This window comes from Aeromonas sp. 601027 (genome assembly GCF_049174455.1).
GTDB classification, from domain to species: Bacteria; Pseudomonadota; Gammaproteobacteria; order Enterobacterales; family Aeromonadaceae; genus Aeromonas; species Aeromonas veronii_A.
The window spans coordinates 19814-45246 of sequence record NZ_JAAKTN010000017.1; the positions used below are offsets into that span (position 1 = coordinate 19814).

A 25433-nucleotide genomic window follows, 5' to 3' on the forward strand; every position below is an offset into this window, starting at 1 on the left:
GACAGAATGTTGGTTGACTCACCGGAGAGTTCTAGTAAATTTACAAGCGGAATTTTCTTTGACTACTGAACAGTTAGGTAACTAAATATGACTATCAAAGTAGGTATTAACGGTTTTGGCCGTATCGGTCGTTTCGTATTCCGTCTGGCTTGCGAGCGTGCAGACATCGAAGTTGTTGGTATCAACGACCTGATCGATGTTGACTACATGGCTTACATGCTGAAGTACGATTCAACTCACGGTCGTTTCAACGGTACCGTTGAAGTTAAAGACGGCAACCTGGTTGTAAACGGCAAAACCGTACGTGTTACCGCTGAGCGTGACCCGGCCAACCTGAAGTGGGGCGAAATCGGTGTTGACGTTGTTGCTGAAGCTACCGGTCTGTTCCTGACCGACGAGACTGCTCGTAAGCACATCGCTGCTGGTGCCAAGAAAGTTGTTCTGACTGGCCCGTCCAAAGACGCTACCCCGATGTTCGTAATGGGTGTTAACGACTCTACCTACGCTGGCCAGGACATCGTTTCCAACGCTTCCTGCACCACCAACTGCCTGGCACCGATCGCCAAGGTTCTGAACGATACCTTCGGTATCGAGTCTGGCCTGATGACCACCGTTCACGCTACCACTGCTACCCAGAAGACCGTTGATGGTCCGTCTGCCAAAGACTGGCGCGGTGGCCGCGGTGCGGCTCAGAACATCATCCCGTCCTCTACCGGTGCTGCCAAAGCTGTTGGCGTAGTTATCCCGGAACTGAAAGGCCTGCTGACCGGTATGGCTTTCCGTGTTCCGACTCCGGACGTCTCTGTTGTTGACCTGACCGTTAACCTGAAGAAAGCTGCCACCTACGCAGAAATCTGCGAAGCGATGAAAGCTGCTTCCGAAGGCGCTATGAAAGGCGTTCTGGGCTACACCGAAGACGAAGTTGTATCTACCGACTTCCTGGGTGAGCGTCAGACCTCCGTATTCGATGCCAAGGCTGGTATCCAGCTGAACGACAAATTCGTTAAAGTTGTATCCTGGTACGACAACGAAATGGGCTACTCCAGCAAAGTTCTGGATCTGATCGCTCACATCTCCAAGTAATTTGGGATGCGCAATCGCGTAGCTTGAAAAAGGCGGCCATTGGCCGCCTTTTTGTTTTTCGGTTTCCCCTGATGACAGGAGTCCACATGCAATCCATTCGTCCCCTGACAGCCAATTGCAAGCTTGCCAACAATGCGGCCGGTCTGCCGGTTCTCACTATCAACAACGACTATGCCAAGGCCGAGATCAGCCTGTTTGGCGCCCATGTGCTGAGCTATCAGCGTCATGGCGAGCCGGCCTCCATCTGGCTGAGTGACAAAGCGGTGCTGGATGGCAGCAAGCCTGTTCGCGGTGGTATCCCGATCTGCTGGCCCTGGTTTGGCCCGGCGCCCGCCCGCGTCGGTAGCGGCAAGCCCTCCCACGGTTTTGCCCGTACCACCCTCTGGATGCTGGACGGGGTCTCCGATCACGCTGATGGCACGCTTGTTCATCTTTCCCTGCGCGACAGCGAGGCAACCCGCGCCCTGTGGGATCACCCCTTCGAACTGGAGCTGGACGTGCTGGTGGGCAAAGAGCTTTCGCTGGTGCTGACCACTCGCAACACAGGTGCCCAGCCGCTGACTTACAGCGGTGCGCTGCATACCTATTTGCAGATCAGCGCACCGGAGGCGGTGAGCGTGAGCGGTCTGGGCGAGCCCTATGCCGACAAGCTGACCGGACAGGATGCCAAGCAGCAGGGGGCATTGACCCTGAGTGGGCCGCTGGATCGGGTCTACTGGCAGCCAGAGGCGCTGGTGAGCGTGCAGTATGGTGAGCGCGAGACCCGGGTAGTGAGCGGTAACCACGACAGCGTGGTGGTCTGGACCCCCTGGCTGGAAGGGGCTACCGCCATGGCCGACATGAGCGACGATGGCTATCGCACTATGTTGTGTGTCGAGGCCGCCATCGCTGGCGAGGCGGGGGTGACCGTTGCGCCGGATGAAGAGCACAGTCTCTCTACCGTGATCATCTGATCAGGATGAGGTTCAGATAAATAAAGAGGGCTCCCGCGGGAGCCCTCTTTGCATCTCGTGACGGCGGCAATCAGGCGTTGCCCTGGGTCTTGAGCTTGAGTTCGGCGGCGAAATTGAGCATGCGATCGAGGGGGATCAAGGCTTTGACCCGCAGATCTTCATCGACATGGATCTCGTGGCGCTCGGCACCGTCGGTGAGCGCCTCCTTGATCGCCACCAGACCGTTCATCGCCATCCAGGGGCAGTGGGCGCAGCTGCGGCAGGTAGCGCCATCGCCACCGGTCGGTGCTTCCACCATCTCTTTCTCCGGACAGGCCTGCTGCATCTTGTAGAAGATGCCCCGATCGGTCGCCACGATCAGCTTCTGCTGGGGCAGCTCCTTGGCCGCCTTGATCAGCTGGCTGGTGGAGCCCACCGCATCGGCCAGCTCGATCACCGAGGCGGGGGATTCCGGATGAACCAGCACGGCGGCATCCGGATTCTGCTCTTTCAGCTCGCGCAGGGCGCGGGCCTTGAACTCGTCGTGGACGATGCAGTGGCCCTGCCAGCGGAGCATCTGCGCCCCGGTCTTCTTCTCTATATAGGCGCCCAGATGGCGATCCGGGCCCCAGATGATCTTGTGACCCAGACTGTCGAGGTGCTCGACGATCTCCAGCGCGATGCTGGAGGTCACCACCCAGTCCGCCCGCGCTTTGACGGCGGCCGAGGTATTGGCATAGACCACCACGGTATGGTCGGGATTGGCATCGCAGAAGGCGGAAAACTGCTCGATGGGACAGCCCAGATCGAGGGAGCATTCGGCCTTCAGGGTCGGCATCAAGACCCGCTTGTGGGGGCTCAGGATCTTGGAGGTTTCACCCATAAAGCGAACACCGGCGACGATCAGGGTTTGTGCTGCGTGATCGCGGCCAAAACGGGCCATCTCCAGCGAGTCACCGACGAAACCACCGGTGGCTTCGGCCAGCGCCTGGATCTCGGGATCCGTGTAGTAGTGGGCCACCAGTATCGCCTTGCGCTCCTTGAGCAGCGCCTTGATTTCTGTGGTCAAGGTCGTTTTCTGCTCGGCGCTCAGGGGGAGGGGTTTGGCTGGGAAGGGGTAGTCCATATCGACTACCGGCGGGACACTGCTCAGTGCATTGCTCATTGCGACTGTTCCATCAACGCTCGGGAAGGCCAAAATTATAACCAGAAGCCGGTGACAAACCCATCACAAATCCGGTGTGCTGCAAGTGGACGAATATACTCAACTTATTCGTTGTCATATTGCCATAAGGAGTTGTCGTATGAAGCAACGTTCCCTCAAGTTCAAGTTGTTGTCTCTGACCATGGGGCTGTTTCTGTTGACCGGGCTGGCCATGACCCTGTTGCAATCGGCTTCTTTCAGTTCCCTTCGCAATATGGTGATGACCCAGACCAGCGATGCACTGGAAGAGGAGGTCTCCCGCAGTCTGCAGTATCAGGCAGAGCGCTATGCCATCCAGATTGCTTCGCTGATGCAGAACTCCTACCAAATCCCCCTGACCGTGACCGCCCAGATTGAAGCAGCCATGGCCAAACCGGAACAGCGCTTGTCGCGGCCTCAAGTGGAGTCGTTGCTCGGCAGCAGCCTGCAGCAGGCGAGCGGGATCAGCTCCATCTATGCCCAGTTTGAACCGAACGGCTACGATGGCGAGGATGCCAACTGGGTGGCCGGAGCCAGCCACTCGGTGGCGGGCAAGGGGAGTCTGGAGGTCTATTTCACCAAGGATCAGGGAGGGGCCGTCGCCCAGCAAGCGGTGGACGCCGCCGCCAGCGAGGCCAAGTTTGATACCTCCCTCAACGAGTTCGGCATTCGCAACAGCGAGTGGTATCTCTGTGGTCGCGATACCCGTCAGCCCTGCCTGATGGAGCCTTACCTTTACGAAATCAGTCCGGGAAACAAGATGCTGATGACCAGTCTCACGGTGCCCGTGCTGCGTGACGGCAAGTTTGTCGGGCTGGCCGGGGTGGATATGAACCTGCCCATCTTCCAGCAACTGGCTGAAAACCTTGGCAAGAGCCTCTATGACAACAAGGCGGATGTGACCCTGGTCAGCAAGATGGGGCTGATTGTGGGCAGCAACCGCTATGCCGACAAGCTGGGCCGTCCACTCAAGGAGGTGGGCCTGACCCTGCCTGACGGTCGGCCGGTCAGCAGCGACAGTGACTTCATTCTTCATCAGCCCATTCGGGTTGAAGCAGCCAATACCCAGTGGTGGTTGATGATCAAGGTGCCCAAGGCGCTGGCGCTCGGCAAGGCGCACGCCATCAGCAATGAACTGGGCGCCCTGCTGGTGGATGGCCAGCGGCAGCAGATCATCGCCATGGGCGGGATTACCCTGCTGGTGCTGGGGCTGCTGGTCTGGTTTATCCAGACCATTACTGCGCCACTTTCTCTTATCAGCCGCCATGTGGGTCATCTCTCCAGCAACGAGGGTGACCTGACCCAGCAGATGGAGATCGACACCCATCAGGAGCTGATCGATCTGGGTTCTCAGCTCAATGCCTTCCTCGGCAAGCTGCGGGGCATGGTGCAAATGAGCAAGGGGATTGGCCAGCAGGTCTACCAGCAGGCGCGGGAGATGAAACATACCGCCGACACCATGCGCAACAGTCTGGACGAGCAGAATCTGGAGCTGGAGAGCGTGGTGAGCGCCATGCATCAGATGAGCACCACGGCAGTCAGCGTAGCGGGTTATGCCGAGCAGGCGGCGCAGGAGTCGGAAGCAGCGACCCACCACATCAATACCGCCCAGCAGACCCTCAGCAATGCCCGCAACGAGATCCATACTCTGGTCGGCGATATGCATGAGGCGGATAAAGCGGTGGCGCTGGTGGCCCAGCGCAGCACCAATATCAGCAGGATCCTCGATGTGATCCGCGCCATTGCCGAGCAGACTAACCTGCTTGCCCTCAATGCTGCCATCGAGGCGGCGCGGGCAGGGGACATGGGCCGTGGCTTTGCGGTGGTGGCAGACGAGGTGCGGGCGCTGGCGACCAAGACCCGTGAATCGACCGACGAGATCGGCCAGCTGATTGGTAGCCTGCAGACCGAGGTGAGCAGCAGTCAACGTCTGATGAATACCGGCATCGAGCGCTCCACCACCACGGTGCAGGGCACCGAGCAGGCGTTCGAGGCGCTCAATCGGGTAGTGGCCCAGATCCAGCAGATCCACGACCACATCAGTCAGGTGGCTACCGCCGCCGAGCAGCAGAGCGCCGTCAGTGACGATATCAACAAGAATTTGATGCGGATTGGTGATACCGCCAACGTGATCGGGCAGGAGGCCAGCTCCAGCCATCAACTGAGCGAGGTGCTGGAGCAAGCGGCCACGGCGCTCGCCAGTCAGCTCGATCGGCTGCGTACCTGAGTGGCAGCCAGAGAGACAAAAGCCCGCGAGCGATCGCGGGCTTTTTTATGACTCGACGGCAGAGTTGCGTCAGTTGCGGGGTTCAACCAGCAGGATGTGGGAGTCGGCCCCGACCACCCTGACCTTGCTGCCCGCAGGCAGCGACTCGTCACAGCGCACCGTCCAGACTGTATCGTCCAGATGCACCCGACTGGTACCTTGGGTGACGTCATCCAGCAGGGTCAGCTCGCGGCCCATATAGCTCTGCATCCGCTCGTTGATGGTGCTGGCGGCATCCTGACCCGAGTTGTCGCGCTGGTGCTGCCAGCGCCACCAGGCCCAGGTGGTGAGCAGGGATTGCACCGCAAACAGCAGCAACTGCGCCTGCCAGCCGAAGGGCCAGATCAGCAGCAGTAGCCCCACTTCCAGCGCAGCGATGCCGGTCCAGAGCAAAAAGCCCACAGAGCCGAGCACCTCGATGGCCAGCAGAATGAAGCCGAGTCCCAGCCAGTGCCAGTGGGTCAGCCCCTCTAACAGGGCTGTCATGACTTGCTGCCCTTGCCATCTTTGTTGAACAGCTCGGCCATGCCAGCCACAGAGCCAATCAGGCTGCCCGCTTCCAGCGGCATCATGATGATCTTGCTGTTGGGGCCTTCACCGATGCGGGCCAGTGCCTCGGTATATTTCTGAGCCACGAAGTAGTTGATGGCCTGCAGGTCTCCTTCCGCAATCGCCTGGGAAACCATATGGGTCGCCTTGGCTTCCGCCTCGGCAGCCCGCTCCCGTGCTTCGGCGGCGAGAAAGGCGGCCTGACGCTCACCTTCGGCTTTGAGGATCTGGGACTGCTTCTCACCCTCGGCTTTCAGGATCTTGGACTGGCGCACCCCTTCGGCCTCCAGCACCTCGGCCCGTTTCTGACGCTCGGCCTTCATCTGGGCGTTCATCGCCTCGACCAGTGCCAGCGGCGGGCGCACATCTTTAATCTCGATCCGGGTCACCTTGATGCCCCAGGGGGCGGTGGCGGCATCCATGGTGCGCAGCAGCTTCTCGTTGATGGTGTCGCGCTGGGAGAGCATCTCGTCCAGTTCCATGGCGCCGAGCACGGTCCGCATATTGGTCATGGTGAGATTGCGGATGGCGCTGGTGAGATCGTTGACCTCGTAACCCGCTTTGCGGGCATCCACCACCTGCACAAAGCTGATGGCGTCGATGGTGACGTTGGCGTTATCGCGGGAGATCACCTCTTGTGCCGGGATGTCCAGCACCTGCTCCATCATGATGATCTTGTGGCCGACCCGATCCACGTAGGGGATCAACAGGTTGAGGCCCGGGGTCAGGGTGCGGGTGTAGCGGCCGAAGCGCTCCACCGTCCAGTTGTAGCCCTGGGGCACTATCTTGATGCCCGCGCTCAGGGTGGCGAGCACCAGGAACACAAAAATCCCTAGCACAATCAATGATTCATTCATCATTTAGCTCCTTATGAAACACAGTCCCTAGCCTATGGTCTGGCGTCAGGTACCACAAGTGACTTCGTACGCCTTTGTCATGAATTGGCTTTGCTAATTACCAAAACGCATTAAAAAGCATTTTTTATTATTTTGAGGGATAAGCTGCCCTGCCTATAGTCGCCCCATATTAGTCGTGTTCCGAGGGATGGGCCGAAATGGATTATTTACCTATGTTTGCCAAGTTGGAAGGCCGCCCGGTACTGCTGGTGGGCGGGGGCGAGGTTGCCCTGCGCAAGGCGCGCCTGCTGCTGGCGGCCGGTGCCCGGCTGACCCTGGTCTCCCCGGAACTTGAACCGGAATTTGCGGAATTCACCGGTCGTTTCACCCATATGGTGGAGCGCTTCACCCCGGCCCATCTGGCTGGCCAGATTTTGGTGGTGGCGGCGACCGACAACCTCGAAGTCAACGCGCTGGTTTATCAAAGTGCCAATCAGCTGGGTCTGTTCGTCAATGTGGTGGATGACCCCAAACGCTCCAGCTTTATCTTCCCCTCGATCATCGATCGCTCGCCGCTGATGGTGGCGGTCTCCAGCGGCGGCAAGGCGCCGGTGCTGGTGCGCTTGCTGCGCGAGCGGCTGGAGAGCCTGCTGCCGCGCCATCTTGGCGGGCTGACCGAGCTCTCTGGCCGGGTCCGTGACAAGGCCAAGCGGGTGCTCTCATCGATTTCCGATCGCCGCCGCTTCTGGGAGCGCGCCTTTGCCTCCAACACCCTCGCCAGCCTGATTGAAAAAGAGGATTGGCAAGGAGCCGAGCAGTGGCTGAGTGATGGCCTCGACCAGGCGAAAAGCGAAGTGGGCGAGGTGGTATTGGTGGGGGCGGGCCCCGGCGATCCGGGCCTGTTGACCCTCAAGGCGCTGCAACAGATTCAACAGGCTGAAGTGGTGCTTTACGACCAGCTGGTCTCCGCCGAGATCCTCGATCTGGTGCGCCGCGACGCCACTCTGGTGTCGGTCGGCAAGAAGGCGGGTGCCCACAGCGTGCCGCAGGAGGAGACCAATCGCCTGCTGGTGGAATACGCCAAGGCGGGCAACCGGGTAGTGCGGCTGAAAGGGGGCGATCCCTTTATGTTTGGCCGGGGCGGCGAGGAGCTGGAAGTGCTGGCCGATGAAGGCATCCCCTTCACGGTGGTGCCCGGCATCACGGCCGCTGCCGGTGCCACCGCCTATGCCGGTATTCCGCTCACTCACCGTGATTACGCCCAGAGCGCTGTTTTTATTACCGGCCACTGCCAGATCGATGGCAAGGAGCCTGACTGGCAGCAGCTCGCCGCCACCAGTCAGACCCTGGTCATCTACATGGGGCTGATGCGCTCCGAGCATATCCAGCAGCAGCTGGTGGATCACGGCCGAAGCCAAGCCACTCCCATCGCCATCATCGAGCGCGGCACCACATCCCGCCAGCGGGTGCTGACCGGCACCTTGGCCGACTTGGCCGAGCTGGCCAAACAGGCGGTGAGCCCGTCCCTTATCGTCATCGGCGAAGTGGTTGCCCTGCGCGATCGGCTCGCCTGGTTTGGGGAACAGGGCGGCGATCAGCAGCGCGCTAACCCGGATCTCGACGGCTGCGACCTCAAGCTGGTGCAGCTGGCCTGACCCGGAAAGAGATATTTGATGCGGCTGCCGGTGCGGCCGCGCACTGAACCACCCAGCGCCTTGAGCAGGCGCATAAGCAATGACCCGAGGACCAACATGGACCGTGAAAGATTGACGCACTTGCAGCAGCTGGAAGCCGAGAGCATCCATATCATCCGCGAGGTGGCTGCCGAATTTGAAAACCCGGTGATGATGTACTCCATCGGCAAGGACTCCTCCGTCATGCTGCATCTGGCCCGCAAGGCCTTCTATCCGGGCAAGATCCCGTTCCCCTTGCTTCACGTCGATACCGACTGGAAGTTCAAGGAGATGATCAAGTTCCGCGACGAGACCGCCAAAAAGTACGGGCTGGATCTGATCGTCCACAAGAACCCGGAAGGGCTCGCCATGGGCATCAACCCCTTCGTCCACGGCAGCGGCAAGCACACCGACATCATGAAGACTGAGGCGCTCAAGCAGGCGCTCAACAAATACGGCTTCGACGCAGCCTTCGGTGGCGCCCGCCGCGACGAGGAGAAGTCCCGCGCCAAGGAGCGGGTCTACTCCTTCCGCGACAAGTCCCACCGCTGGGATCCGAAAAACCAGCGCCCGGAGCTGTGGCGCGTCTACAACAGCCAGGTCAACAAGGGGGAGAGCATCCGGGTGTTCCCGCTCTCCAACTGGACCGAGCTGGATATCTGGCAATACATCTATCTGGAAAAGATCGACATAGTGCCGCTCTACTTCGCCGCTTACCGTCCGGTGGTGGAGCGCAACGGCATCAAGATCATGGTGGATGACGAGCGTATGCCCATCGGCCCGGAAGACGAAGTGAAGCAGGAGCTGGTGCGCTTCCGCACCCTCGGCTGCTACCCGCTGACCGGGGCTATCGAATCCGATGCCACCACCTTGCCGGAAATTATTGAAGAGATGCTGCTCACCACTTCGAGCGAGCGGCAAGGGCGGCTGATTGACCACGATCAGGCCGGCTCCATGGAGCAGAAGAAGCGTCAGGGATATTTCTAAGGAGTCGTCAGCATGAACAGCCATATTCAGACCGCCATCACCGAACAGGGCATCGAAGCCTATCTGCACGCCCAGCAGCACAAGAGTCTGCTGCGTTTTCTCACCTGCGGCAGCGTGGATGACGGCAAGAGCACCCTTATCGGTCGCCTGCTGCACGACTCCCAGCAGATTTATGAAGATCAGCTCAAAGCGCTGGAGTCCGACAGCCAGAAGCTCGGCACCACCGGCGAGAAGCTGGATCTGGCGCTCTTGGTAGACGGCCTGCAGGCGGAGCGTGAGCAGGGCATCACCATCGACGTGGCCTACCGCTATTTCTCCACCGCCAAGCGCAAATTTATCATCTCGGATACCCCGGGCCACGAGCAGTACACCCGCAACATGGCCACCGGCGCTTCCACCTGCGATCTGGCCATTATCCTGATCGATGCCCGCAAAGGGGTGCTGGATCAGACCCGCCGCCACAGTTTTATCGCGAGCCTCTTGGGCATCAAGCAGTTCGTGGTGGCGGTCAACAAGATGGATCTGGTGGAGTTCAGCCAAGAGGTGTTCGAGCGCATCAGTGCCGATTACCGCGAGTTCGCCAAGAAGCTCAGCGTCGACACCATCCATATCGTGCCGGTCTCGGCGCTGGACGGTGACAACGTGGTTAACCAGAGCGACAAGCTGGCTTGGTACGAAGGCGAAACCCTGCTTGCGCTGCTGGAATCCGCCGAGGTGGAGCGCGAGCTGGAGCGCCATCCGGTGCGCCTGCCGGTGCAGTATGTGAACCGCCCCAATCTCGATTTTCGCGGCTTCGCAGGCACGCTCGCCTCCGGCATCCTGCGGGTGGGCGACAAGCTGGCGGTGCTGCCGTCGGGCAAGGAGAGCACAGTGACCCGCATCGTCACCTTCGACGGCGATCTGGAGTACGCCCTGCCGGGTCAGGCCATCACGGTCACCTTCGCCGACGAGATCGACATCAGCCGCGGCGATCTGCTGGTGGATGCCGCCAACCGCCCGCAAGTGACCCAGAACCTGCTGGCCCATATCGTCTGGATGGGGGAGGAGTCCCTGCAACCGGGCCGGGTCTACGACGTCAAACTGGCCACCAAGAAGAGTCGCGGTCAGGTGGAGGCCATCCGCCACCGCATCGAGATCAACAAGCTCGACGAGTTGCCCGCCTCCGAGCTCAAGCTCAACGAGATCGGCCTGTGCGAGCTGAGCCTCACCGACCCGGTGGCGTTCGACCCCTATCAGGAGATCCGTGATACCGGCAGCTTTATCCTGATCGACCGGCTGACCAACGTCACCGTCGGCGCCGGCATGATAGTGGAAGGCTTGGCCGCCAAAGCGGTAAAAGGGCACTACAGCGAGTTCGAAATCGAGCTCAACGCCTTGGTGCGCAAGCACTTCCCGCACTGGCAAGCCCTTGCCATCGGTAACGACACAAGCAAGGAGTAAGCCCATGACCTGGCAACAATTCCTGGTGCTGGGTCTGCTGGCTGCTCTCGTGGCCCTGCTGATCCAGGGCAAACTCCGCCCGGCGCTGCTCTTCTCGGGCGCCGTGCTCATCACCTACCTGAGCGGGCTGGCGGATATCAACGCCGTGGTGGCGGGCTACACCAACAGTGCCCTGCTGACGCTGGTGCTGTTGCTGCTGGTGTCGCTGGCGGTGGAGAAGACCCGCATCATGAGCTGGTTCGCCAATCTGGTGGGCACGGGTTCATTCAACAAGGTGCTGGTGAAGGTGTGGTTCTCCACCGCCTTCCTGTCTGCCTTCGTCAACAACACCGCCGTGGTGGCCTCCATGCTGGGCGCGGTCAAACGCAACCCCAACCATGCGCCCTCCCGGCTGCTGCTGCCCATGTGCTTCGCGGCCACCTTTGGTGGGGTGCTGACCCTGATCGGCACCTCCACCAACCTGATCGTCAACAGCTTCCTCATCAAGATGGGGGCGCCGCCGCTCGGCATGTTCGACTTCTTTATGGTGGGTGTGGGCACCCTGCTGACCGGTCTGGTGGCCGTGCTGCTGTTTGCCCGTCACCTGCCGGAGCAGGATACCGAGATGAGCCGCGAATCCGGCTACTTTCTCGAGGCCAAGGTGGGCGCCGGTTCGCCGCTGGCGGGGCGCAGCGTCAAGGAGAACGGCCTGCGCAGCCTGAAAAGCCTATATCTGGCGGAAATCATTCGCGGCGATCAGGTGATTTGCCCGGTGCAGCCGGAACACGAGCTGCATGAAGGGGACGTGCTGCTGTTTTGCGGCGATGTGGAGAGCGTTGGCGTATTGCAGGAGATGAAGGGGCTGGATCTCTACGGCCAGCACCGCCTCAACGGCCAGCATCTGGTGGAGGTGATCGTCAGCCACAGCTCGCGGCTGGTGGGTCAGACCATCAAGGATGCCGAATTTCGCACCCACTTCGATGCGGTGGTGCTGGCGGTGCGCCGCGGCGAAACCCAGCTTACCGGCGGCCTCGGCCAGATTGAGCTGCACGCCGGTGATACCCTGCTGCTGGCCCCCGGCCCCCAGTTTGCCCGCAACAAGTCGTTGGGGCGGGAGTTTGTGGTGGTGAGCGGGCTGGAAGCTTCCACCCGTCTCGATGGCAAGCGCAGCGCTGCCGTGGTGCTGGGGTTTCTCGGGGTGTTGGCGCTCTCGGTGTTCGAGCTGGTGCCGCTGTTCAAGGGCTTGCTGTTGATGCTGGTGGCGCTGCTGCTCACCCGCATCCTGACCCTGGACGAGATCCGCCGCCGCTTCCCGCTCGATATCTGGCTGGTGGTGGGCGGGGCGCTCGCCATCGCCGATCAGCTGGAAAAGAGCGGACTGGCCAAGCTTATCGCCGACTGGCTGATGGGAGAGTTCAACGGTGCCAGCCCCATCATCGCCTTTATCGGTATCTATGTGTTTACGCTGGTGCTGACCGAACTGATGAGCAATAACGCTGCCGCCGCACTGGCCTTCCCCATGGGTTACCAGCTGGCGCTCAGCATGGATGTCTCGACCATGCCGTTTATTCTGGCGGTGCTGTTCGGGGCCAGCTCCAGCTTTATCCTGCCCTATGGCTACCAGACCAACCTGATGGTCTATGCCGCGGGCAACTACAAGATGCCGGACTACCTCAAGCTGGCGCTGCCGGTCTCGCTGGCCTATAGCCTCGGGGTGATTGTGATGGTGCCCCTGCTGTTTCCGTTTTAAGGCGTAAATGCCAATCAAGGAGTGTTGGGTGAGCAATACCATGGCACCAGCACGTTGTCGGCTGATAGTCCGAGGCGGCTCCCCGTGGTGCCGGACAGTTTAAGTTTTAAGGCGTGAGCGCCAATCAAGGAGTGTTGGATGAGCAATGCCATGGCACCAGCACGTTGTCGGCTGATAGTCCGAGGCGGCTCCCCGTGGTGCCGGACCGTTTAAGTTTTGAGGCGTGAGCGCCAATCAAGGAGTGTGGGATGAGCAATATCGTGTGGCACAAACATGCCGTGGACAAACAGAGCCGGGCCGAGCTTAAAGGGCAAAAACCGCTGGTGATCTGGTTTACCGGGCTGTCGGGGGCGGGCAAATCGACCCTGGCGGGGGCGCTGGAGCAGGCGCTGGCGGCACAAGGCAAGCACACCTATCTGCTGGATGGGGACAATGTGCGCCACGGCCTGTGCGGCGATCTCGGTTTCGATGATGCCGCGCGGCAGGAGAATATCCGCCGGGTTGGCGAGGTGGCAAAACTGATGGTGGATGCTGGCCTTATAGTGCTCACCGCCTTTATCTCGCCGTTCCGTGCCGAGCGGGCGCTGGTGCGCAGCCTCTTGGGTGAAGGGGAGTTTGTCGAAGTGTTTGTCGATGCGCCGCTCGCCATCTGTGAAGAGCGTGATCCCAAGGGCCTCTACAAGAAGGCTAGGGCAGGGGAAATTCGCAATTTCACCGGTATCGACTCCGCCTACGAGGCACCGGAGCAGCCGGAAGTCCATCTGCTTAACGCCGGTAAACCGGTGGACGTGTTGGTGGATGAGTTGCTGACTGCTCTAAGGCTGCGGGGGAGGATTGACTGAGGTTTATTATCAGTATCGAACTTTGATTGATAATGGGGGGCAATTGCCCCCTTATTAATCTGCAATTCGAACCTGTGGGCTAATTTTTACGAAAAACACGTTTAAATACTCCGTTATATTTTTGATGCGGCCATTAATAAGCAATAATTTTTGACGTTTTTACAATGCTCTCCTATCCAATATGCAAAAGAGGTGCTCTGTTGCCAATTAATACCAACTAAACTGTTGTGAATAGTGCTATCTGGAGTAGTGAGCGAACCATGTGCAATAACCTGCTCTGGTACATTGTTTCGGCCACACCACCATTCAGGCATTGAACGCTTCCATTTCGTCTCGAGCCAAACGTCAGATAAAGCTACCACATATTCACTTGCGTAGTCGGTCACACCATTATCACGAAGGAACTGTTTATCCTTATGATGAAGACGCTCTATATCTTGTATGATTTCTTGTTTTTTCTTTGTATGTGACAAACGCTTTGCTTCAATGAAAAAAACAGCTTTGTGCTTAGGGGAAAAAACAAAAGCATCAATGCGCTGTTTTTTCTCCACCCAAGGAAATTCAAGCCAAGACACAGCGTGTTCATCATCAAGACATTTTATTATGGCATTTACGAAAATATGAGCCTGATTGGCTTCTGTGAAACCTGAACTCCCTCTCGCTGGATAAAAGTTTTCAAACGTCTGAATGTAGGTTTTGATCATTTCATTAAATGATTGCGCAAGGATTTGTATCATGTAAACCCCGAAGAATATAATGCCACACAAAGGTGTGAACAATATTGTAATGACATTGCACAATGTTACCTAAAATAATGCATGAAATCCATATATTGGACATCAATCTATTCTTATGATGGTGTAATAATTGTAGCAAAAACCAGCTATGCTAAGGTTTGCTCAAATGGTAGGTATTCTAATTCGGTTAGCACTGATGTTTCTTGAGCTACCTCAAGGAGGCCCATATCTACCCCGCAAGGGTACTTCCGGTCTTTGAATAGTTTGTTAGCCGTTTACACGTTCGAAGTTTAACTCTTCATGGCGAACTGTGTCTTGTCGCCCTCGATAAGCCCAAGAGCCTGTTAACTTCCCGCCACGCTCTTCAATTTTAAATAATCCTGATACAAACGATAAAGATGAGTTCGATGTACTGCGCATTTTTATAATCAAGAACCCTTCCCAGGTTTCGCCATCAATGGTTAAGTTTTGAATATAATCGTTGTTGCTATGTTCAACTCGCATAGAACCCAAACCATAAACTCTATGAGCACTCTGTTTGAGGTCTAGCTGACATGAATATATGACTCCATTATCATATTTTATGTTGTATTTCCAAGTCCCTTTTAAATCTACTCCCTTGTAAATAAGCTCTTGATACCAAGGAATAAAAGATTTTTTTACCATTAAGCTAAATAACCATAAAACGACCGTTGTTAGGATGCCAGATATAGCACCCCAAAATACTGTTTCAATAACACTCATAATTATACGGCTCCCTCTGATTTGTCTGCGCTTGTCAAGAGTTTCCACTTTCGTGAGCAATTATGATTTCACTGTAGAATTTCTCAGCAGTAAAGGCTGGGTCATTGACCATGCTTAAAGCCTCGCTAATTGGTACACTATGAGTCTCGTAATTTGTAACCCAAGATCCTATAAGAATCATATTCGTGTACTGATCTGGCTTTTCCTCATCAGCAGCGTAATCAATGTGCGTAATACTTGTTCGGCTCAATGCTTGGATTAGCCTCTTAATTTGCTCATTAGAGAAACCCCGACCAAGTGATGCTGTGAGACCAGGAGCCTTAAAGCCAGAGGGGCCACCAAGGTATGAGGTTATCGGAATACCCTGAAATTTTAGGATATCCTCAATGTTTTTTGCGCCTTTGATTCCTTGGTTAAGCATAATACTATACCCATCCCAGATTCCGCCCTCTTCCTTAGGTGTGCTTTCTGATTCTTCGTGAGGTCGCCTTTTATCTCGCCCATCTTTCGCAATCAAATACTCGTAATAATACGAATCCTCCTGCATTTCTGGCCGGAACCTTGTCTGAAGAAGGAAGATACATATGAGAAAAACTGGCACGTTGGCTACAGCAGCAATGACGAGCGTGCTTTTCAACCAAATTGGTGTATCGATTGTTATAGCCGCACCTAAGAAACTACCGTTTACGATGATCAACCCGACAAGCCATGCACCCAATAGCTGTATTGGTTTGGTGATTCGATGAGGCTCGATCTTTTGTTGCTGAGGCATAATTATTTCCGCTTAATGCTCAAAGCAGGCGCGCATTTTTTGGTGTCGTCCTGCCTTTGCTTGTTAAATTTTGACCATCTCGTATGTTGGGCTAAAAATCGTAGGTTGATACTGAACGAACTAAAGCCCAACGTTTACCGCGAAACATATATGCAAATTTGTTTTACCGATCAACCCAATCCATGTTTATCCCGCTCTGGTTGAGGTGATTATGCTCGTCTATTGGGCTTGGCTACGCGCTGTGCCAACTTACAAAAACCACGCTACCGCCCCTGAATTACAGCCTCCAGTCTTCTGCTTTTTACCTGCCATATGGTGCTGGTCTGACTCATGGCTGACTCCGACAAGAGGTTGCCAAGCGGCTATGTTACCGAACGGGGCTGGGGTGAAAAGCGCAAGCGGGCGGATTTCTGAGCAAGATCAATAAATTAATAAATAACGGACGGCGATATAACCGCTCAACAGCGGGCTCCATCAACGCAGGGGAAAATCGGACGGTGAAACGGGAGTATCGTCCTCTTGTTGGCGGGCATTAAAAAACCCTATGGGCCCAAAGGCCCATAGGTTTTTTCTGCGGTGATTGTTTGTGTTGTGGTTATCTGGCTTGGCGAACCGGCACGGCGCGGGTGGTGGCCACTTCGTAGCGGCTCTGGGTTGCCGGAGCGCCCTTCTGGAACTGGCGTACCAGCCGGTCGAGATCGCTTAACTGGTTTACCAGCTGGGTGATGCCGTGCACGGCGTGCTGACTGCCGACGCTGGAGTCATCGGCCAGGGTCTTGATGCTGAGCACGTTGCGGTTGATCTCGGCGGTGACGTGGAACTGCTCCTGCACCGCCTGGGCAATCTGGCCGCTGCCGGAGGCCACCTGCTGCAGCATATCGTTGATCTGCTGCAGGATGGTGCCGGTCGCCGAGGCTTTTTGCTGGCAGCTCTCGGAGAGTTGGCAGCCCTTCTCCATCGCCTGTTCTGCATCCCCGGCGCTGGTTTGCAGCTCGGTGATCATCTTCTGGATCTCGCTGGTCGAGGATTGGGTCTTGATGGCAAGGGTGCGGATCTCATCGGCCACCACCGAGAAGCCGCGACCCGCTTCGCCAGCCCGGGCCGCTTCAATGGCGGCGTTGAGGGCCAGCAGGTTGGTCTGGTTGGCGATGTTGTTGATCACATCGAGGATGCCGTCGATATCGCGGCAGTGGCCGACCAGCGCACTGATCACGCTCTTGGAGGTGGTCAGCTCGCTGTTCATGCCTGCCACGGCAGCCACGGTTTCGGCCACGCTGCTGTTGCCGCTCTTGAACAGCACGGCCGTTTCATCCAGCAGGCTGGAGGAGTCAGTCGAGCTTTGTGACACCTCGCGAATGGATTCCGACATCTCGGTCACGGCAGTCGCTACCTGATTGGTTTCGGCCTGCTGCTGTTGCAGGTTGTCGGTGATGGATTCGGCGTTGCGCAGATCCCCTTCGGCGGCTTGCAGGATCTTGCTGCAAGTCTGCTGGGTGCGGGCCAGCACGGCGTTGAACTCGGCCTGATTCATCACCATCGAGAGTTCGATGGCGGCGATGTTGTCCACCTTGTTGGTGTAGAGCAGCTGCATCAGCGGGTTGTCAAAGCGGCTGCGGGCCATCTTGTTGAGCTTGCCGAGCCGGCGGGAGAGGGCATTCAGGGTGATGGCCGCTATCGCCAGCGGCAGGGCGACCAGCGCCAGTTGCCAGTTCATGTCGTGGTTGTAGCCCAGCGCAAACATGGCGAGCAGGCTCAGCAGCAGACAGAGGTTGATGGCCAGGGTATGGGAGAAGGTGGGCAACTTGAGCGCCAGCGGCAGCTTGTTGTTGCGAAGGTCGGCATAGACCTTCTCGGCCCGCTGTTTGATCTCCTCGCTCGGGGCGGTGCGCACTGACTGATACTCCACCACCCGGCCGCTGGCATCCTTGATGGGGGTGACAAAGGCGCTGACCCAGTAGTGATCACCGTTCTTGCAGCGATTTTTCACCGGTCCCATCCAGCTCTTGCCATCCCTGATGTGACCCCACAGATCGGCAAAGGCCTGTTTCGGCATGTCAGGATGGCGCACCAGATTGTGGTGTTCCCCCTTCAGCTCGTCGAGCGAGAAGCCTGCAATATCGCAGAACTCATCGTTGGCGTAGGTGATGCGGCTCTCCAGATCCGTGGTGGAGATCAGGCTCTGGTGGTCTGGATAGAGACGTTCTCTTTGGGTAACCGGTTGATTGATTCTCATGGCCTTGCTCCCGAGCTGTGGTGGTTAAATTTTGATCTGCATCAAGACATGTGCAAGGGGCGGGCCAGCTGGCAAAAACTAATGATTGATGTGTTATTAGTGCCGTTTTGGCAGGAAAAGATCGTTGCTGTTTGCAATATGCAACGGAGCAGACGGGGTGTGCCTCTGCGGCATCTGCAATTTGCAACCTATTCTGGACAAGCCCATAAGCTTGGAGCCAGCAGCTTGATGCGAAGGAGCCACGAACCGACGGGGCATCCGCTGCCCCGCCAGAGATCAGGGGAGAGTGTCGGGAGCGGGTGAGGAGGGGGCGCTGACGAGCTGCATCACTTCAATCTGGATCCCCTGCACCAGCACGGTTTTCAGATCCTGCAGGTACTCCTCCAGTGGCGACTCTTGCAGCAGCTGGGCGAGCTCGTTGCCCACCGGGGTGAGCCGGTAGTAGAGCAGGGTGATGTTGTTCTGCTTGCACTGCAGTCGCCAGCGCTGGTTGCCGAACTCCAGCTCGACCCCATCGGCGGGCAGCGGGCCGGACTCCAGCTCCGCGCGATGCAGCAGCCCCAGCTCAAACAGTTGCAGCAGGGCGTTGTAGGGCAGTCGGTATTTGCCAAGGCCGAGGCGCGTCGCCTTGGCGCGACTCAGCAGAGTGGCCCCCTTGTGCAGCCCCAGCAGCAGCCGCTGCTCGTCGCTGCCGGTATAGTGGCAGGTCAGCGAGCAGATGCGCTGAAACAGCTGGGCCTCGCGCTGGGTCATCTCCTTCAAGGTGGAGAGCGCCCGGATGGAGAAGCGGCCCGGCGTGGCGACTTCCAGTGCGAAGATCCGCCCCCACAGCTGCTGCATCGGCACCATGCTGATATCTTCCGCCAGTTGCAGGAAGCGGGTCAGCCAGTCGCTGTCCATCTCGCCGCCAGCCGCGGTCTCTTCGCAGTGGCGGGAGGCCATCACCATGATGGCTTCCAGATTGCGCTGACGGGCGGCCTGATCCGCCAGATGGCGAAAGGTGGCGCGCTGTTCGAAGGTGCTGTCGGTGTTGCGGGTGAGCATGCCGTCGATACCGCGACTGCGGGCCAGACGCAGGGTCTGCTCCTGGCTGCTCAGGATCGAACTCTCTTTTTTCGGGGGGGGGAGGTCTGCCATGCTGACTCCATTCGCACAGGTTCTGGAGCTGAATGTTACTCCAACCGGGATGCCAAGATAATAAAGCGGCCTCCGTGGAGGCCGCTTTTTTTGCAACGGGAGGATTACTCCTCGTAGACGCTCACCTCGACCGCTTCCATCGAATAGGAGGCGGTGGCCATCTCGTGGCTGGAGCTGACCGTGCGCATCTTGCCCTTCACCCAGATGGCATCCCACAGGTCATCCACCGGCGCACCCTTGGGGTAGCTCACATAGATCACCTGATTGGTGGGGGGCGGCGGCACATGGATGCAGGCGCCGAAGTAGGGCACCAGCAGGAAGGCGGTGATCTTCTTGGCATCCCCTTCCAACGGCACCACGAAGCCCGGAATGCGCACATCCTGGTTGTCCAGCTTCTTGTTTACCCCACCCACCGGTTGCGGCACCGACATGGGATCTTCGTGATTGACCTGGGGCGGTGGCAGCAGTTTTTCCCCTTCCGGGATCAGCACATCCCAGTCGATGGTCTTGTAGTCGGCGGCCAGAGCGGGCAGCACCAGCAGGCTGGCGAGCAGCGCCACAATTTTCCACTTCATCATCTGTCCTTCTGTTTCTATTTAGGGCGTCTCGCTAGACGCGAATGCTCATGCCATCGCTCAGGCTGTAGCGGTAAGCGCGGGCAGCAGGAAGCAGGCCAATTACCATACCCGCCAGCCACACTACCCCCAGCAACTGCCACTCGTAGGTGCTCGGCAGCCCCAGACTCAGTTGCAGGCCATAGTGGCTGAGCAGCCAGGGCGAGGCAAGCCCCTGCCCCAGATAGAGCACGGCGACCCCGAGGGCGATGCCGACCGTGGTCAGCGCCATCGCTTCCAGCGCCAGCAGCAGGAACAGGTGGGCAGGGCCCGCACCGAGGGATCGCAAGATGGCGAGCTCCCGGCGCCGCTCGTTAAGCCCCGCCAGCAATGTGGTCAGCATACCGATAAGGCCCGCGACTACCACGAAACCGGCGATGACCGAGAGGGCGGTTTCCGCCACGCTCATCAGGCTCCACAGCTCCTGCAGGGCGGCGCCCGGCAGGATCGCCATCAGCGGCTCCTTGGGATAGGTGTTGACGCTGCGCTGCAGCTGGAACGCCAGGATCCGGTTGCTCAGCCCCACCATAAAGGCGGTGATGGTTTTCGGGGTGAGATCCTGCGCCAGCGCCTGCTCCGGCGTCACGTTCTTGCTGTGGCGGCCGGTGTCCCAACCGAGATGGATCGCCTCTATCCCCGCCAGCGGCACATGGATGGTGCGATCGATGGGCGTACCGGTCGGTGCCAGAATACCCACCACCTTGAACGGCAGATTGTCGTGCTGGCTGAACGAGGTGTTGCCAGCGCCGTGGGCGATGACGATGGATTGGTCGAGGTGATAGCCGAGCTTCTCGGCCACCTGAGCGCCGAGTACCGCTTCAAACGGCGTGTCGAAAGGCCGCCCTTCCCGCAGTTGCAGCGACTGCTGCTGACCGTACTTCAGGTGGGTGAAGTAGTCGCCATTGGTGCCGAGCACCCGAAATCCCTTGTGGGAGTCACCAAGGGAAAGCGGGATGGTCCAGGCGACGCCCGGTTTCTGCTTGATGGCCTGATAGGAGTCCCATCCCACGTTGTTGGTGGGGTTGCCGATGCGAAACACCGAGTAGAGCAGCAGGTTCACCTGGCCGGAGCGGGCGCCGACGATGAGATCGGTCCCCGAGACGGTGTTGGAGAAGCTTTCACGGGCCTGGGTGCGCACCCGCTCCACCCCGAGCAGCAGGGTGACGCTGATGGCGACGGCCAGCAGGGTGAGCCCGGCGGTGAGGCGGCGGGCCCAGAGACTTTGCAGGGCTAGCTTTAGCATGATGCCCTCCGGTTGAGCTGTTGCAGGTTTTCGACCCGCGGGAACAGGGGTTCGAGATAAGGGTCGTGACTGACGAAGATCAGAGTCGAGCCCTGCTTGTCGCACTCCTCGAACAACAGCTTGATAAAGGCCGCCCGGTTGTCGGTATCGAGGGCGGAGGTGGGCTCGTCGGCGATCACCAGTGGCGGCGAGCCGATCAGCGCTCGTGCGGCAGCCACCCGCTGCTGCTGGCCAATGCTGAGGGCATGGACGGGACGATGCAGTGCGTCATCCGGCAGTTGCAGCTCCGCCAGCAGACGGCGCGCCTCCTGCTCCGGACTCCCTTGCAGGCGGGCCCGTTTGGCGGGCGAGAAGGTGAGGGCCGCGGTCACGTTGTCCTGCACCGAGAGAAAAGGCAGCAGATTGAACTGCTGGAAGATATAACCCAGATTGGCCGCCCGGAAGTGGTCACGGGCACGGCCAGAGAGCCGGGCCAACGGTTGGCCCAGCACCTCCAGGGTGCCGTGGTTGGCGGTCTGGATCCCGGCCAGCAACCCGAGCAGGGTCGATTTGCCGGAGCCCGACGGGCCCTTGATAAAGACCCGCTCACCCTCGCGGATGGTGAGGGCGGGCAGATCGAGTACAGCGTCGCCACCTGGCCAGGCAAAGGCCAGATCGCGGATCTCAACCACGGCTTTTTTCATGGCGTTACCAGCTCAGCTTGTTAGCGGACGGGGTCAGCTCGCCAGCGGTCTGGCCAGTGGGCAGGATCCCCTGCACGCTCAGCTTCTCAAGGCTCGGATAGACGCTGAACAGGGTCGCCTCAAGGCCGGTCAGTTTGGTCGGCGTGGCGCAGGTGTAGGTGTACATGGCGCCCATATCGGCGTGACCCGCTTCGTCATGATCATGGTGGTCTTCATGTTTGTCGCTGGCAGCCTTGTCATGGTCATGGTCATGGTCATGGTCGTGATCTTCTTTGGCTGCTTGCAACTCCTGTTGGGTCAGTTTGCAGCCAGCAGCCGGGTCGAAGCGGAACAGGGCGTCAGGTTGCTGGAGGCGGGCGACCGCCTTGGCGTATTGCGCCTTCTCTTCATCGCTCTTGGCGGCGTGCTCGAAGCCCACCAGATCGGCTGCGGGTGCCTGCAGTTCGATCATCAACTGGTCGCCATCGACCACCAGATTGAGGTGGCCGTGGCCATGCTCGTGGGCGCCGTGGCTGTGGCTCTCGTGTTCGTCGTGATTGGCGTGTGCGGCAAAGGTGGCTACCGCCAGCAACAGAGTAACTGCTTTCATCTTTAATCCTTTTTTTCAAAACAAATAGTGAGCTTAAACAAAGGGATAGAGAAAAACAGAGGCGGGCGGCGCACGGATGGCATAGCTGTGAAGCGTGGCGGTATCTGCCGAGCGTTGCATGGTTGCAACAGCGGGCAAAACAGAGGTCGAACTGGGGAAACAATAGGGGGTAGCGGTGATGACCTGTTTGCCATCCAGATGGAGGGCGCAAACCAGGCAGTGATGGTCGTCGTGGCCGGGCAGGGCAGATTCAAACTGGTGCCGGGCAAGGGCAGGCTGCAGCCATAACCAGCCCAGCAGCAAGATCCAGATTTTCAGCTTGATACGACCCATAGACCCTTATGGAAAGGGCGCTATCAGCGCCCTTTCTCTCTGACTTAGAGATGGGACTTGATGAGCCCCATCACGGTAGCAATGTTGTTGGCATCGAGCTGGCCATCTTTGGCAAACAGCACCTTGCCCTCTTTATCCAGCAGGATGATCGCCGAGCTTTCCGGCGTCAGATCCCAGGCGTTGCGCGCCATCCCCCTGGCATCCAGCACCATGGCGGACCAGGGGAACTCTTTCTTGCTGTCCTCGGCACTGCTCTTCACGAAGCCGGAGGTGCCCCAGATGGCGTCATTGCTGTTGATGACGGTAACGGTCTGGTACTTGTCTTGCGGCAACTTGGCGGCCTTGATCGCCTCGATCATCGGGGCGTTCAGCTCCTTGGCACTGGAGCGGCCGGCAATATGCTGGATCAGAAACACCTTGCCGGTGAGCGAGGTGCTCTGCCACGGCTGGTAGCCGATATCCTTGCCATTCAGTACCAGCTCGCCCTTGTCACTGACATTGACCAGCGGCACCGGGTTGCCATCCTTGAAGTTGTGAGCAAAGACCAGAGATGGCAGCAGCGCCAAAGTAAGTACGAGATGTTTCATCCTGATGACACTCCATTTGTTATGTTATAACGAGTTTCGGATTGAGGGAATGGGCGAGCTTCATCCTAAACTGATCGGATCTGTTTAAAAAGTGTTAAATAAGATCGCGATTCAGAAGCGTCTGCGCCCTGCCAGTCAGGTGGTTGGCTGGCAAGGGCGGCTAGGATGGCATGACATCGATAAAAATCAATGAATTGGCAGCTGGTCTGAGCTGTCTGCGTCAGTAGAGCGACTCGCTGATGAGGGGGATCTTGGCCATGGTCATCTGCTGGGCCAGCAGGGACGAGCCGGTCAGCAGCACATGGCGCTGATTGTTGATCACCACCACATCACCGGGTACGCCACTGTCTGCCGTAATGGCCAGCCAGGCAGGGGAGACGCTGCCGATGCTGATATCCGGATAGATGATGCTGAGCACATATTGCGGGGCCAGCTCTGCCAGCAGGCTGGCCATCAGCAGAGCCTTCTCATCGCTGTCGGCCTTGTTATCTTGCAGTGCCTGCAGCGGCGGCGCGAAGTGATCCAGCTGCTCCGGCTGGGTGGGGATGGCGTTTAGCCACTCTTGCATCAGGCTGACGCTGGTGGCGAGATCCTTGGCGGCAAACTGCTGCGCCAGTGGCTTGAGGTGCCCTTTGAAGTGGTAGAAGAGCTGGGAGTAATCGGGGCGTACGCAAGGCAGTTTGCGATTGGCAGGATGGACGCAGGGTATCACCCTCATCTGGTAGAAGGCATCCTCCTGATACTGTTGGTAGGCTTGCCAGAACAGCAGCGACTCCATGCTGTCGTCCCGCAGGGTGAAGGCCTGCTCCAGATTGCGAAACTTGGTAGCTGTCTCGGGGCTGCTCTGATTGATCAGGTTGATGCTGTTGTAGAGCCGTGGGCTGATATAGGCGTAAAGGGTCTCCAGCGGATTGGTGAGAGAGGCCTTCAGCAGGCTCATCTCGTGGCGACTGGCGGCCATCACCTGATCGTCGGTGGTCAGCTGGAAGTGCTTGCGCTGGCCATCGGTGGATTGCCACTGCCAGCTCATGTTGATTTCGCTGGCGTTGCTTGTAGCACCAAGAGTGGTGCAGAGAGTGAGGCTGAGCAACAGCGCGGGGGTCAGCTTCATGGTGGTGCTTCCTGCCGTGGACGATAATTAACAACTAGGTGAGCCGGCACCACTTTGGTGATGTTTCGTTTTGTGATCTGGATAACAGATTGATGTGACTTTTAATTTAATTGTGAAATTAAGTCACTCTGGAGGAGTTATGAAGCCTTGGATCATAGTGCTGTTTGGGCTGCTCAGCCTGCCAGCAATGGCGGGTCAGGTGATCGTCAACAAGGGGATGTCCGTTGCGGATACCTTTGCCCTGCGTGATCAGCTGGCACGCGAGCACGAATGGCAGGAGTGGCTGCGCTACCAGCAGGCCATCAAGTGGCTGGAGGTGTTGCCGGTCAACTGCGAGCTGATGAGCCAGCCGGGCGGCGGCTATCGCTGTGGCGGTGATTACTATCGTCCCTACCAGAAAGATGGTCGTGAAATATACATTCAGGGCAATCCTGCCGAAGATGCGGCGGGTCAGTTACCGCAAACACCGACAAAAAAGGCGCCATAAGGCGCCTTTTTTACAAGCGAAGTGACGCTTACTTGGCAGCGTAACGCTCGGCAGAGGTTTTGATCTCGGCTTCGGCAGCAGCCTTGTCGCCCCAGCCTTCCACCTTGACCCATTTGCCCGCTTCCAGCTCTTTGTAGCGCTCGAAGAAGTGCTGGATCTGGGCTTTCAGCAGTTCCGGCAGATCGTTCACATCCTGGATGTGGTCGTACTGTTTGGTCAGCTTGGAGTGCGGTACGGCAACGATCTTGGCATCTTCGCCAGATTCGTCGGTCATCTTCAGCACGCCAACCGGACGGCAGCGAATGACGGAACCGGCCAGCAGCGGGTAGGGGGTCGGAACCAGTACGTCGACGGGGTCACCATCCAGAGAGAGAGTCGCGTTCACGTAGCCGTAGTTGCACGGATAGAACATCGGGGTAGACATGAAGCGATCGACGAAAATAGCACCGCTGTCCTTGTCGACTTCGTATTTGATCGGGTCGGCATTCTGCGGGATTTCGATGATGACGTAGATATCGTCGGGCAGGCTCTTGCCGGCCGGTACCAGGTTCAGGCTCATGATATTTCCTTCGTTGTTAGTATCAGGATTGCAGGCCGATATTATAGCGATGTGATGTTAAATGACCATATTTCAGCTGATATC

The 25433-nt window shown here is 58.2% G+C and carries 25 protein-coding genes; 9 read left to right on the forward strand and 16 right to left on the reverse strand.

The genetic code is table 11. From position 1 onward, the window contains the following. Positions 1 to 87: 87 nt before the first annotated feature. A complete protein-coding gene (gene gap / locus G5193_RS18950) occupies positions 88 to 1083 on the forward strand; it encodes a type I glyceraldehyde-3-phosphate dehydrogenase (RefSeq protein WP_005335708.1) in 996 nt (331 codons plus the stop codon). 86 nt (positions 1084 to 1169) lie between these two features. Next, on the forward strand, positions 1170 to 2036 hold the full coding sequence (locus tag G5193_RS18955; RefSeq protein WP_421206875.1) for a D-hexose-6-phosphate mutarotase: 867 nt from the start codon (positions 1170 to 1172) through the stop codon (positions 2034 to 2036). Between the two features lie 70 nt (positions 2037 to 2106). Here the strand turns inward: G5193_RS18955 and nadA are convergent, their stop codons facing one another. Beyond that, positions 2107 to 3180: a quinolinate synthase NadA gene (gene nadA / locus G5193_RS18960; RefSeq protein ID WP_421206877.1), complete on the reverse strand. Its 1074-nt coding sequence runs from the start codon at positions 3178 to 3180 to the stop codon at positions 2107 to 2109. A gap of 139 nt (positions 3181 to 3319) precedes the next feature. On the opposite strand from nadA, the gene G5193_RS18965 reads away from it, so the two are divergent. Further along, positions 3320 to 5425 carry a methyl-accepting chemotaxis protein gene (locus G5193_RS18965; RefSeq protein ID WP_421206879.1) on the forward strand — a complete coding sequence of 702 codons (2106 nt, stop codon included), beginning with the start codon at positions 3320 to 3322 and terminating at the stop codon, positions 5423 to 5425. 69 nt (positions 5426 to 5494) lie between these two features. On the opposite strand, the gene G5193_RS18970 is transcribed toward G5193_RS18965, so the two are convergent. Together G5193_RS18970 and G5193_RS18975 are read right to left on the reverse strand one after the other, a co-directional pair. Further along, positions 5495 to 5950: an NfeD family protein gene (locus tag G5193_RS18970; RefSeq protein ID WP_005335704.1), complete on the reverse strand. Its 456-nt coding sequence runs from the start codon at positions 5948 to 5950 to the stop codon at positions 5495 to 5497. Next, on the reverse strand, positions 5947 to 6870 hold the full coding sequence (locus G5193_RS18975) for an SPFH domain-containing protein (RefSeq protein ID WP_005335703.1): 924 nt from the start codon (positions 6868 to 6870) through the stop codon (positions 5947 to 5949). The genes G5193_RS18970 and G5193_RS18975 overlap by 4 nt, the downstream gene beginning before the upstream one ends. A gap of 197 nt (positions 6871 to 7067) precedes the next feature. On the opposite strand from G5193_RS18975, the gene cysG reads away from it, so the two are divergent. From cysG to cysC, 5 genes are all read left to right on the forward strand, one after another. Continuing rightward, the gene (gene cysG, locus G5193_RS18980) at positions 7068 to 8504 is read left to right on the forward strand and encodes a siroheme synthase CysG (RefSeq protein ID WP_421206881.1); all 1437 of its coding nucleotides are present in this window, start codon (positions 7068 to 7070) and stop codon (positions 8502 to 8504) included. Positions 8505 to 8576: 72 nt separating this feature from the next. Next, positions 8577 to 9509: a sulfate adenylyltransferase subunit CysD gene (gene cysD / locus G5193_RS18985; protein WP_339385037.1), complete on the forward strand. Its 933-nt coding sequence runs from the start codon at positions 8577 to 8579 to the stop codon at positions 9507 to 9509. Between the two features lie 12 nt (positions 9510 to 9521). Continuing rightward, complete coding sequence (gene cysN / locus G5193_RS18990; RefSeq protein ID WP_182938237.1) at positions 9522 to 10949, forward strand: sulfate adenylyltransferase subunit CysN; 1428 nt, start codon at positions 9522 to 9524, stop codon at positions 10947 to 10949. A 4-nt stretch (positions 10950 to 10953) separates the two neighbouring features. Further along, a complete protein-coding gene (locus G5193_RS18995) occupies positions 10954 to 12678 on the forward strand; it encodes an SLC13 family permease (protein ID WP_421206883.1) in 1725 nt (574 codons plus the stop codon). A 248-nt stretch (positions 12679 to 12926) separates the two neighbouring features. After that, a complete protein-coding gene (cysC, locus tag G5193_RS19000; protein WP_304520518.1) occupies positions 12927 to 13520 on the forward strand; it encodes an adenylyl-sulfate kinase in 594 nt (197 codons plus the stop codon). Between the two features lie 113 nt (positions 13521 to 13633). Here the strand turns inward: cysC and G5193_RS19005 are convergent, their stop codons facing one another. The 12 genes from G5193_RS19005 to G5193_RS19060 all read right to left on the reverse strand — a co-directional run bounded on the left by G5193_RS19005 (position 13634) and on the right by G5193_RS19060 (position 24303). Further along, complete coding sequence (locus G5193_RS19005) at positions 13634 to 14257, reverse strand: hypothetical protein (protein WP_257691376.1); 624 nt, start codon at positions 14255 to 14257, stop codon at positions 13634 to 13636. A 267-nt stretch (positions 14258 to 14524) separates the two neighbouring features. Next, on the reverse strand, positions 14525 to 15001 hold the full coding sequence (locus tag G5193_RS19010) for a hypothetical protein (protein WP_421206886.1): 477 nt from the start codon (positions 14999 to 15001) through the stop codon (positions 14525 to 14527). 34 nt (positions 15002 to 15035) lie between these two features. Beyond that, positions 15036 to 15773: a hypothetical protein gene (locus G5193_RS19015; protein ID WP_139436916.1), complete on the reverse strand. Its 738-nt coding sequence runs from the start codon at positions 15771 to 15773 to the stop codon at positions 15036 to 15038. A gap of 595 nt (positions 15774 to 16368) precedes the next feature. Next, positions 16369 to 18006: a methyl-accepting chemotaxis protein gene (locus tag G5193_RS19020; RefSeq protein WP_113739805.1), complete on the reverse strand. Its 1638-nt coding sequence runs from the start codon at positions 18004 to 18006 to the stop codon at positions 16369 to 16371. Between the two features lie 276 nt (positions 18007 to 18282). Beyond that, the gene (locus tag G5193_RS19025; protein WP_421206888.1) at positions 18283 to 19143 is read right to left on the reverse strand and encodes a TIGR03899 family protein; all 861 of its coding nucleotides are present in this window, start codon (positions 19141 to 19143) and stop codon (positions 18283 to 18285) included. 104 nt (positions 19144 to 19247) lie between these two features. After that, positions 19248 to 19721 carry a DUF3299 domain-containing protein gene (locus G5193_RS19030; RefSeq protein ID WP_026034852.1) on the reverse strand — a complete coding sequence of 158 codons (474 nt, stop codon included), beginning with the start codon at positions 19719 to 19721 and terminating at the stop codon, positions 19248 to 19250. Between the two features lie 31 nt (positions 19722 to 19752). Beyond that, a complete protein-coding gene (locus G5193_RS19035; protein ID WP_043821722.1) occupies positions 19753 to 21000 on the reverse strand; it encodes an ABC transporter permease in 1248 nt (415 codons plus the stop codon). After that, complete coding sequence (locus tag G5193_RS19040) at positions 20994 to 21683, reverse strand: ABC transporter ATP-binding protein (protein WP_005335686.1); 690 nt, start codon at positions 21681 to 21683, stop codon at positions 20994 to 20996. The genes G5193_RS19035 and G5193_RS19040 overlap by 7 nt, the downstream gene beginning before the upstream one ends. A 4-nt stretch (positions 21684 to 21687) precedes the next feature. Continuing rightward, the gene (locus G5193_RS19045; protein ID WP_421206891.1) at positions 21688 to 22272 is read right to left on the reverse strand and encodes a DUF2796 domain-containing protein; all 585 of its coding nucleotides are present in this window, start codon (positions 22270 to 22272) and stop codon (positions 21688 to 21690) included. A gap of 33 nt (positions 22273 to 22305) precedes the next feature. Then, on the reverse strand, positions 22306 to 22605 hold the full coding sequence (locus G5193_RS19050) for a hypothetical protein (RefSeq protein ID WP_421206893.1): 300 nt from the start codon (positions 22603 to 22605) through the stop codon (positions 22306 to 22308). Between the two features lie 44 nt (positions 22606 to 22649). Further along, positions 22650 to 23192, reverse strand: coding sequence for a YtfJ family protein (locus G5193_RS19055; RefSeq protein WP_421206895.1), 543 nt, complete (start codon positions 23190 to 23192; stop codon positions 22650 to 22652). 220 nt (positions 23193 to 23412) lie between these two features. Beyond that, positions 23413 to 24303: a hypothetical protein gene (locus G5193_RS19060; RefSeq protein ID WP_216950182.1), complete on the reverse strand. Its 891-nt coding sequence runs from the start codon at positions 24301 to 24303 to the stop codon at positions 23413 to 23415. A 139-nt stretch (positions 24304 to 24442) separates the two neighbouring features. Between G5193_RS19060 and G5193_RS19065 the strand changes: the two genes are divergently transcribed. Continuing rightward, positions 24443 to 24790, forward strand: coding sequence for a hypothetical protein (locus G5193_RS19065; protein WP_216975921.1), 348 nt, complete (start codon positions 24443 to 24445; stop codon positions 24788 to 24790). 28 nt (positions 24791 to 24818) lie between these two features. Here G5193_RS19065 and ppa read toward each other — a convergent pair whose 3' ends face one another. Next, complete coding sequence (gene ppa, locus G5193_RS19070; RefSeq protein ID WP_005335667.1) at positions 24819 to 25349, reverse strand: inorganic diphosphatase; 531 nt, start codon at positions 25347 to 25349, stop codon at positions 24819 to 24821. Positions 25350 to 25433 lie beyond the last annotated feature (84 nt).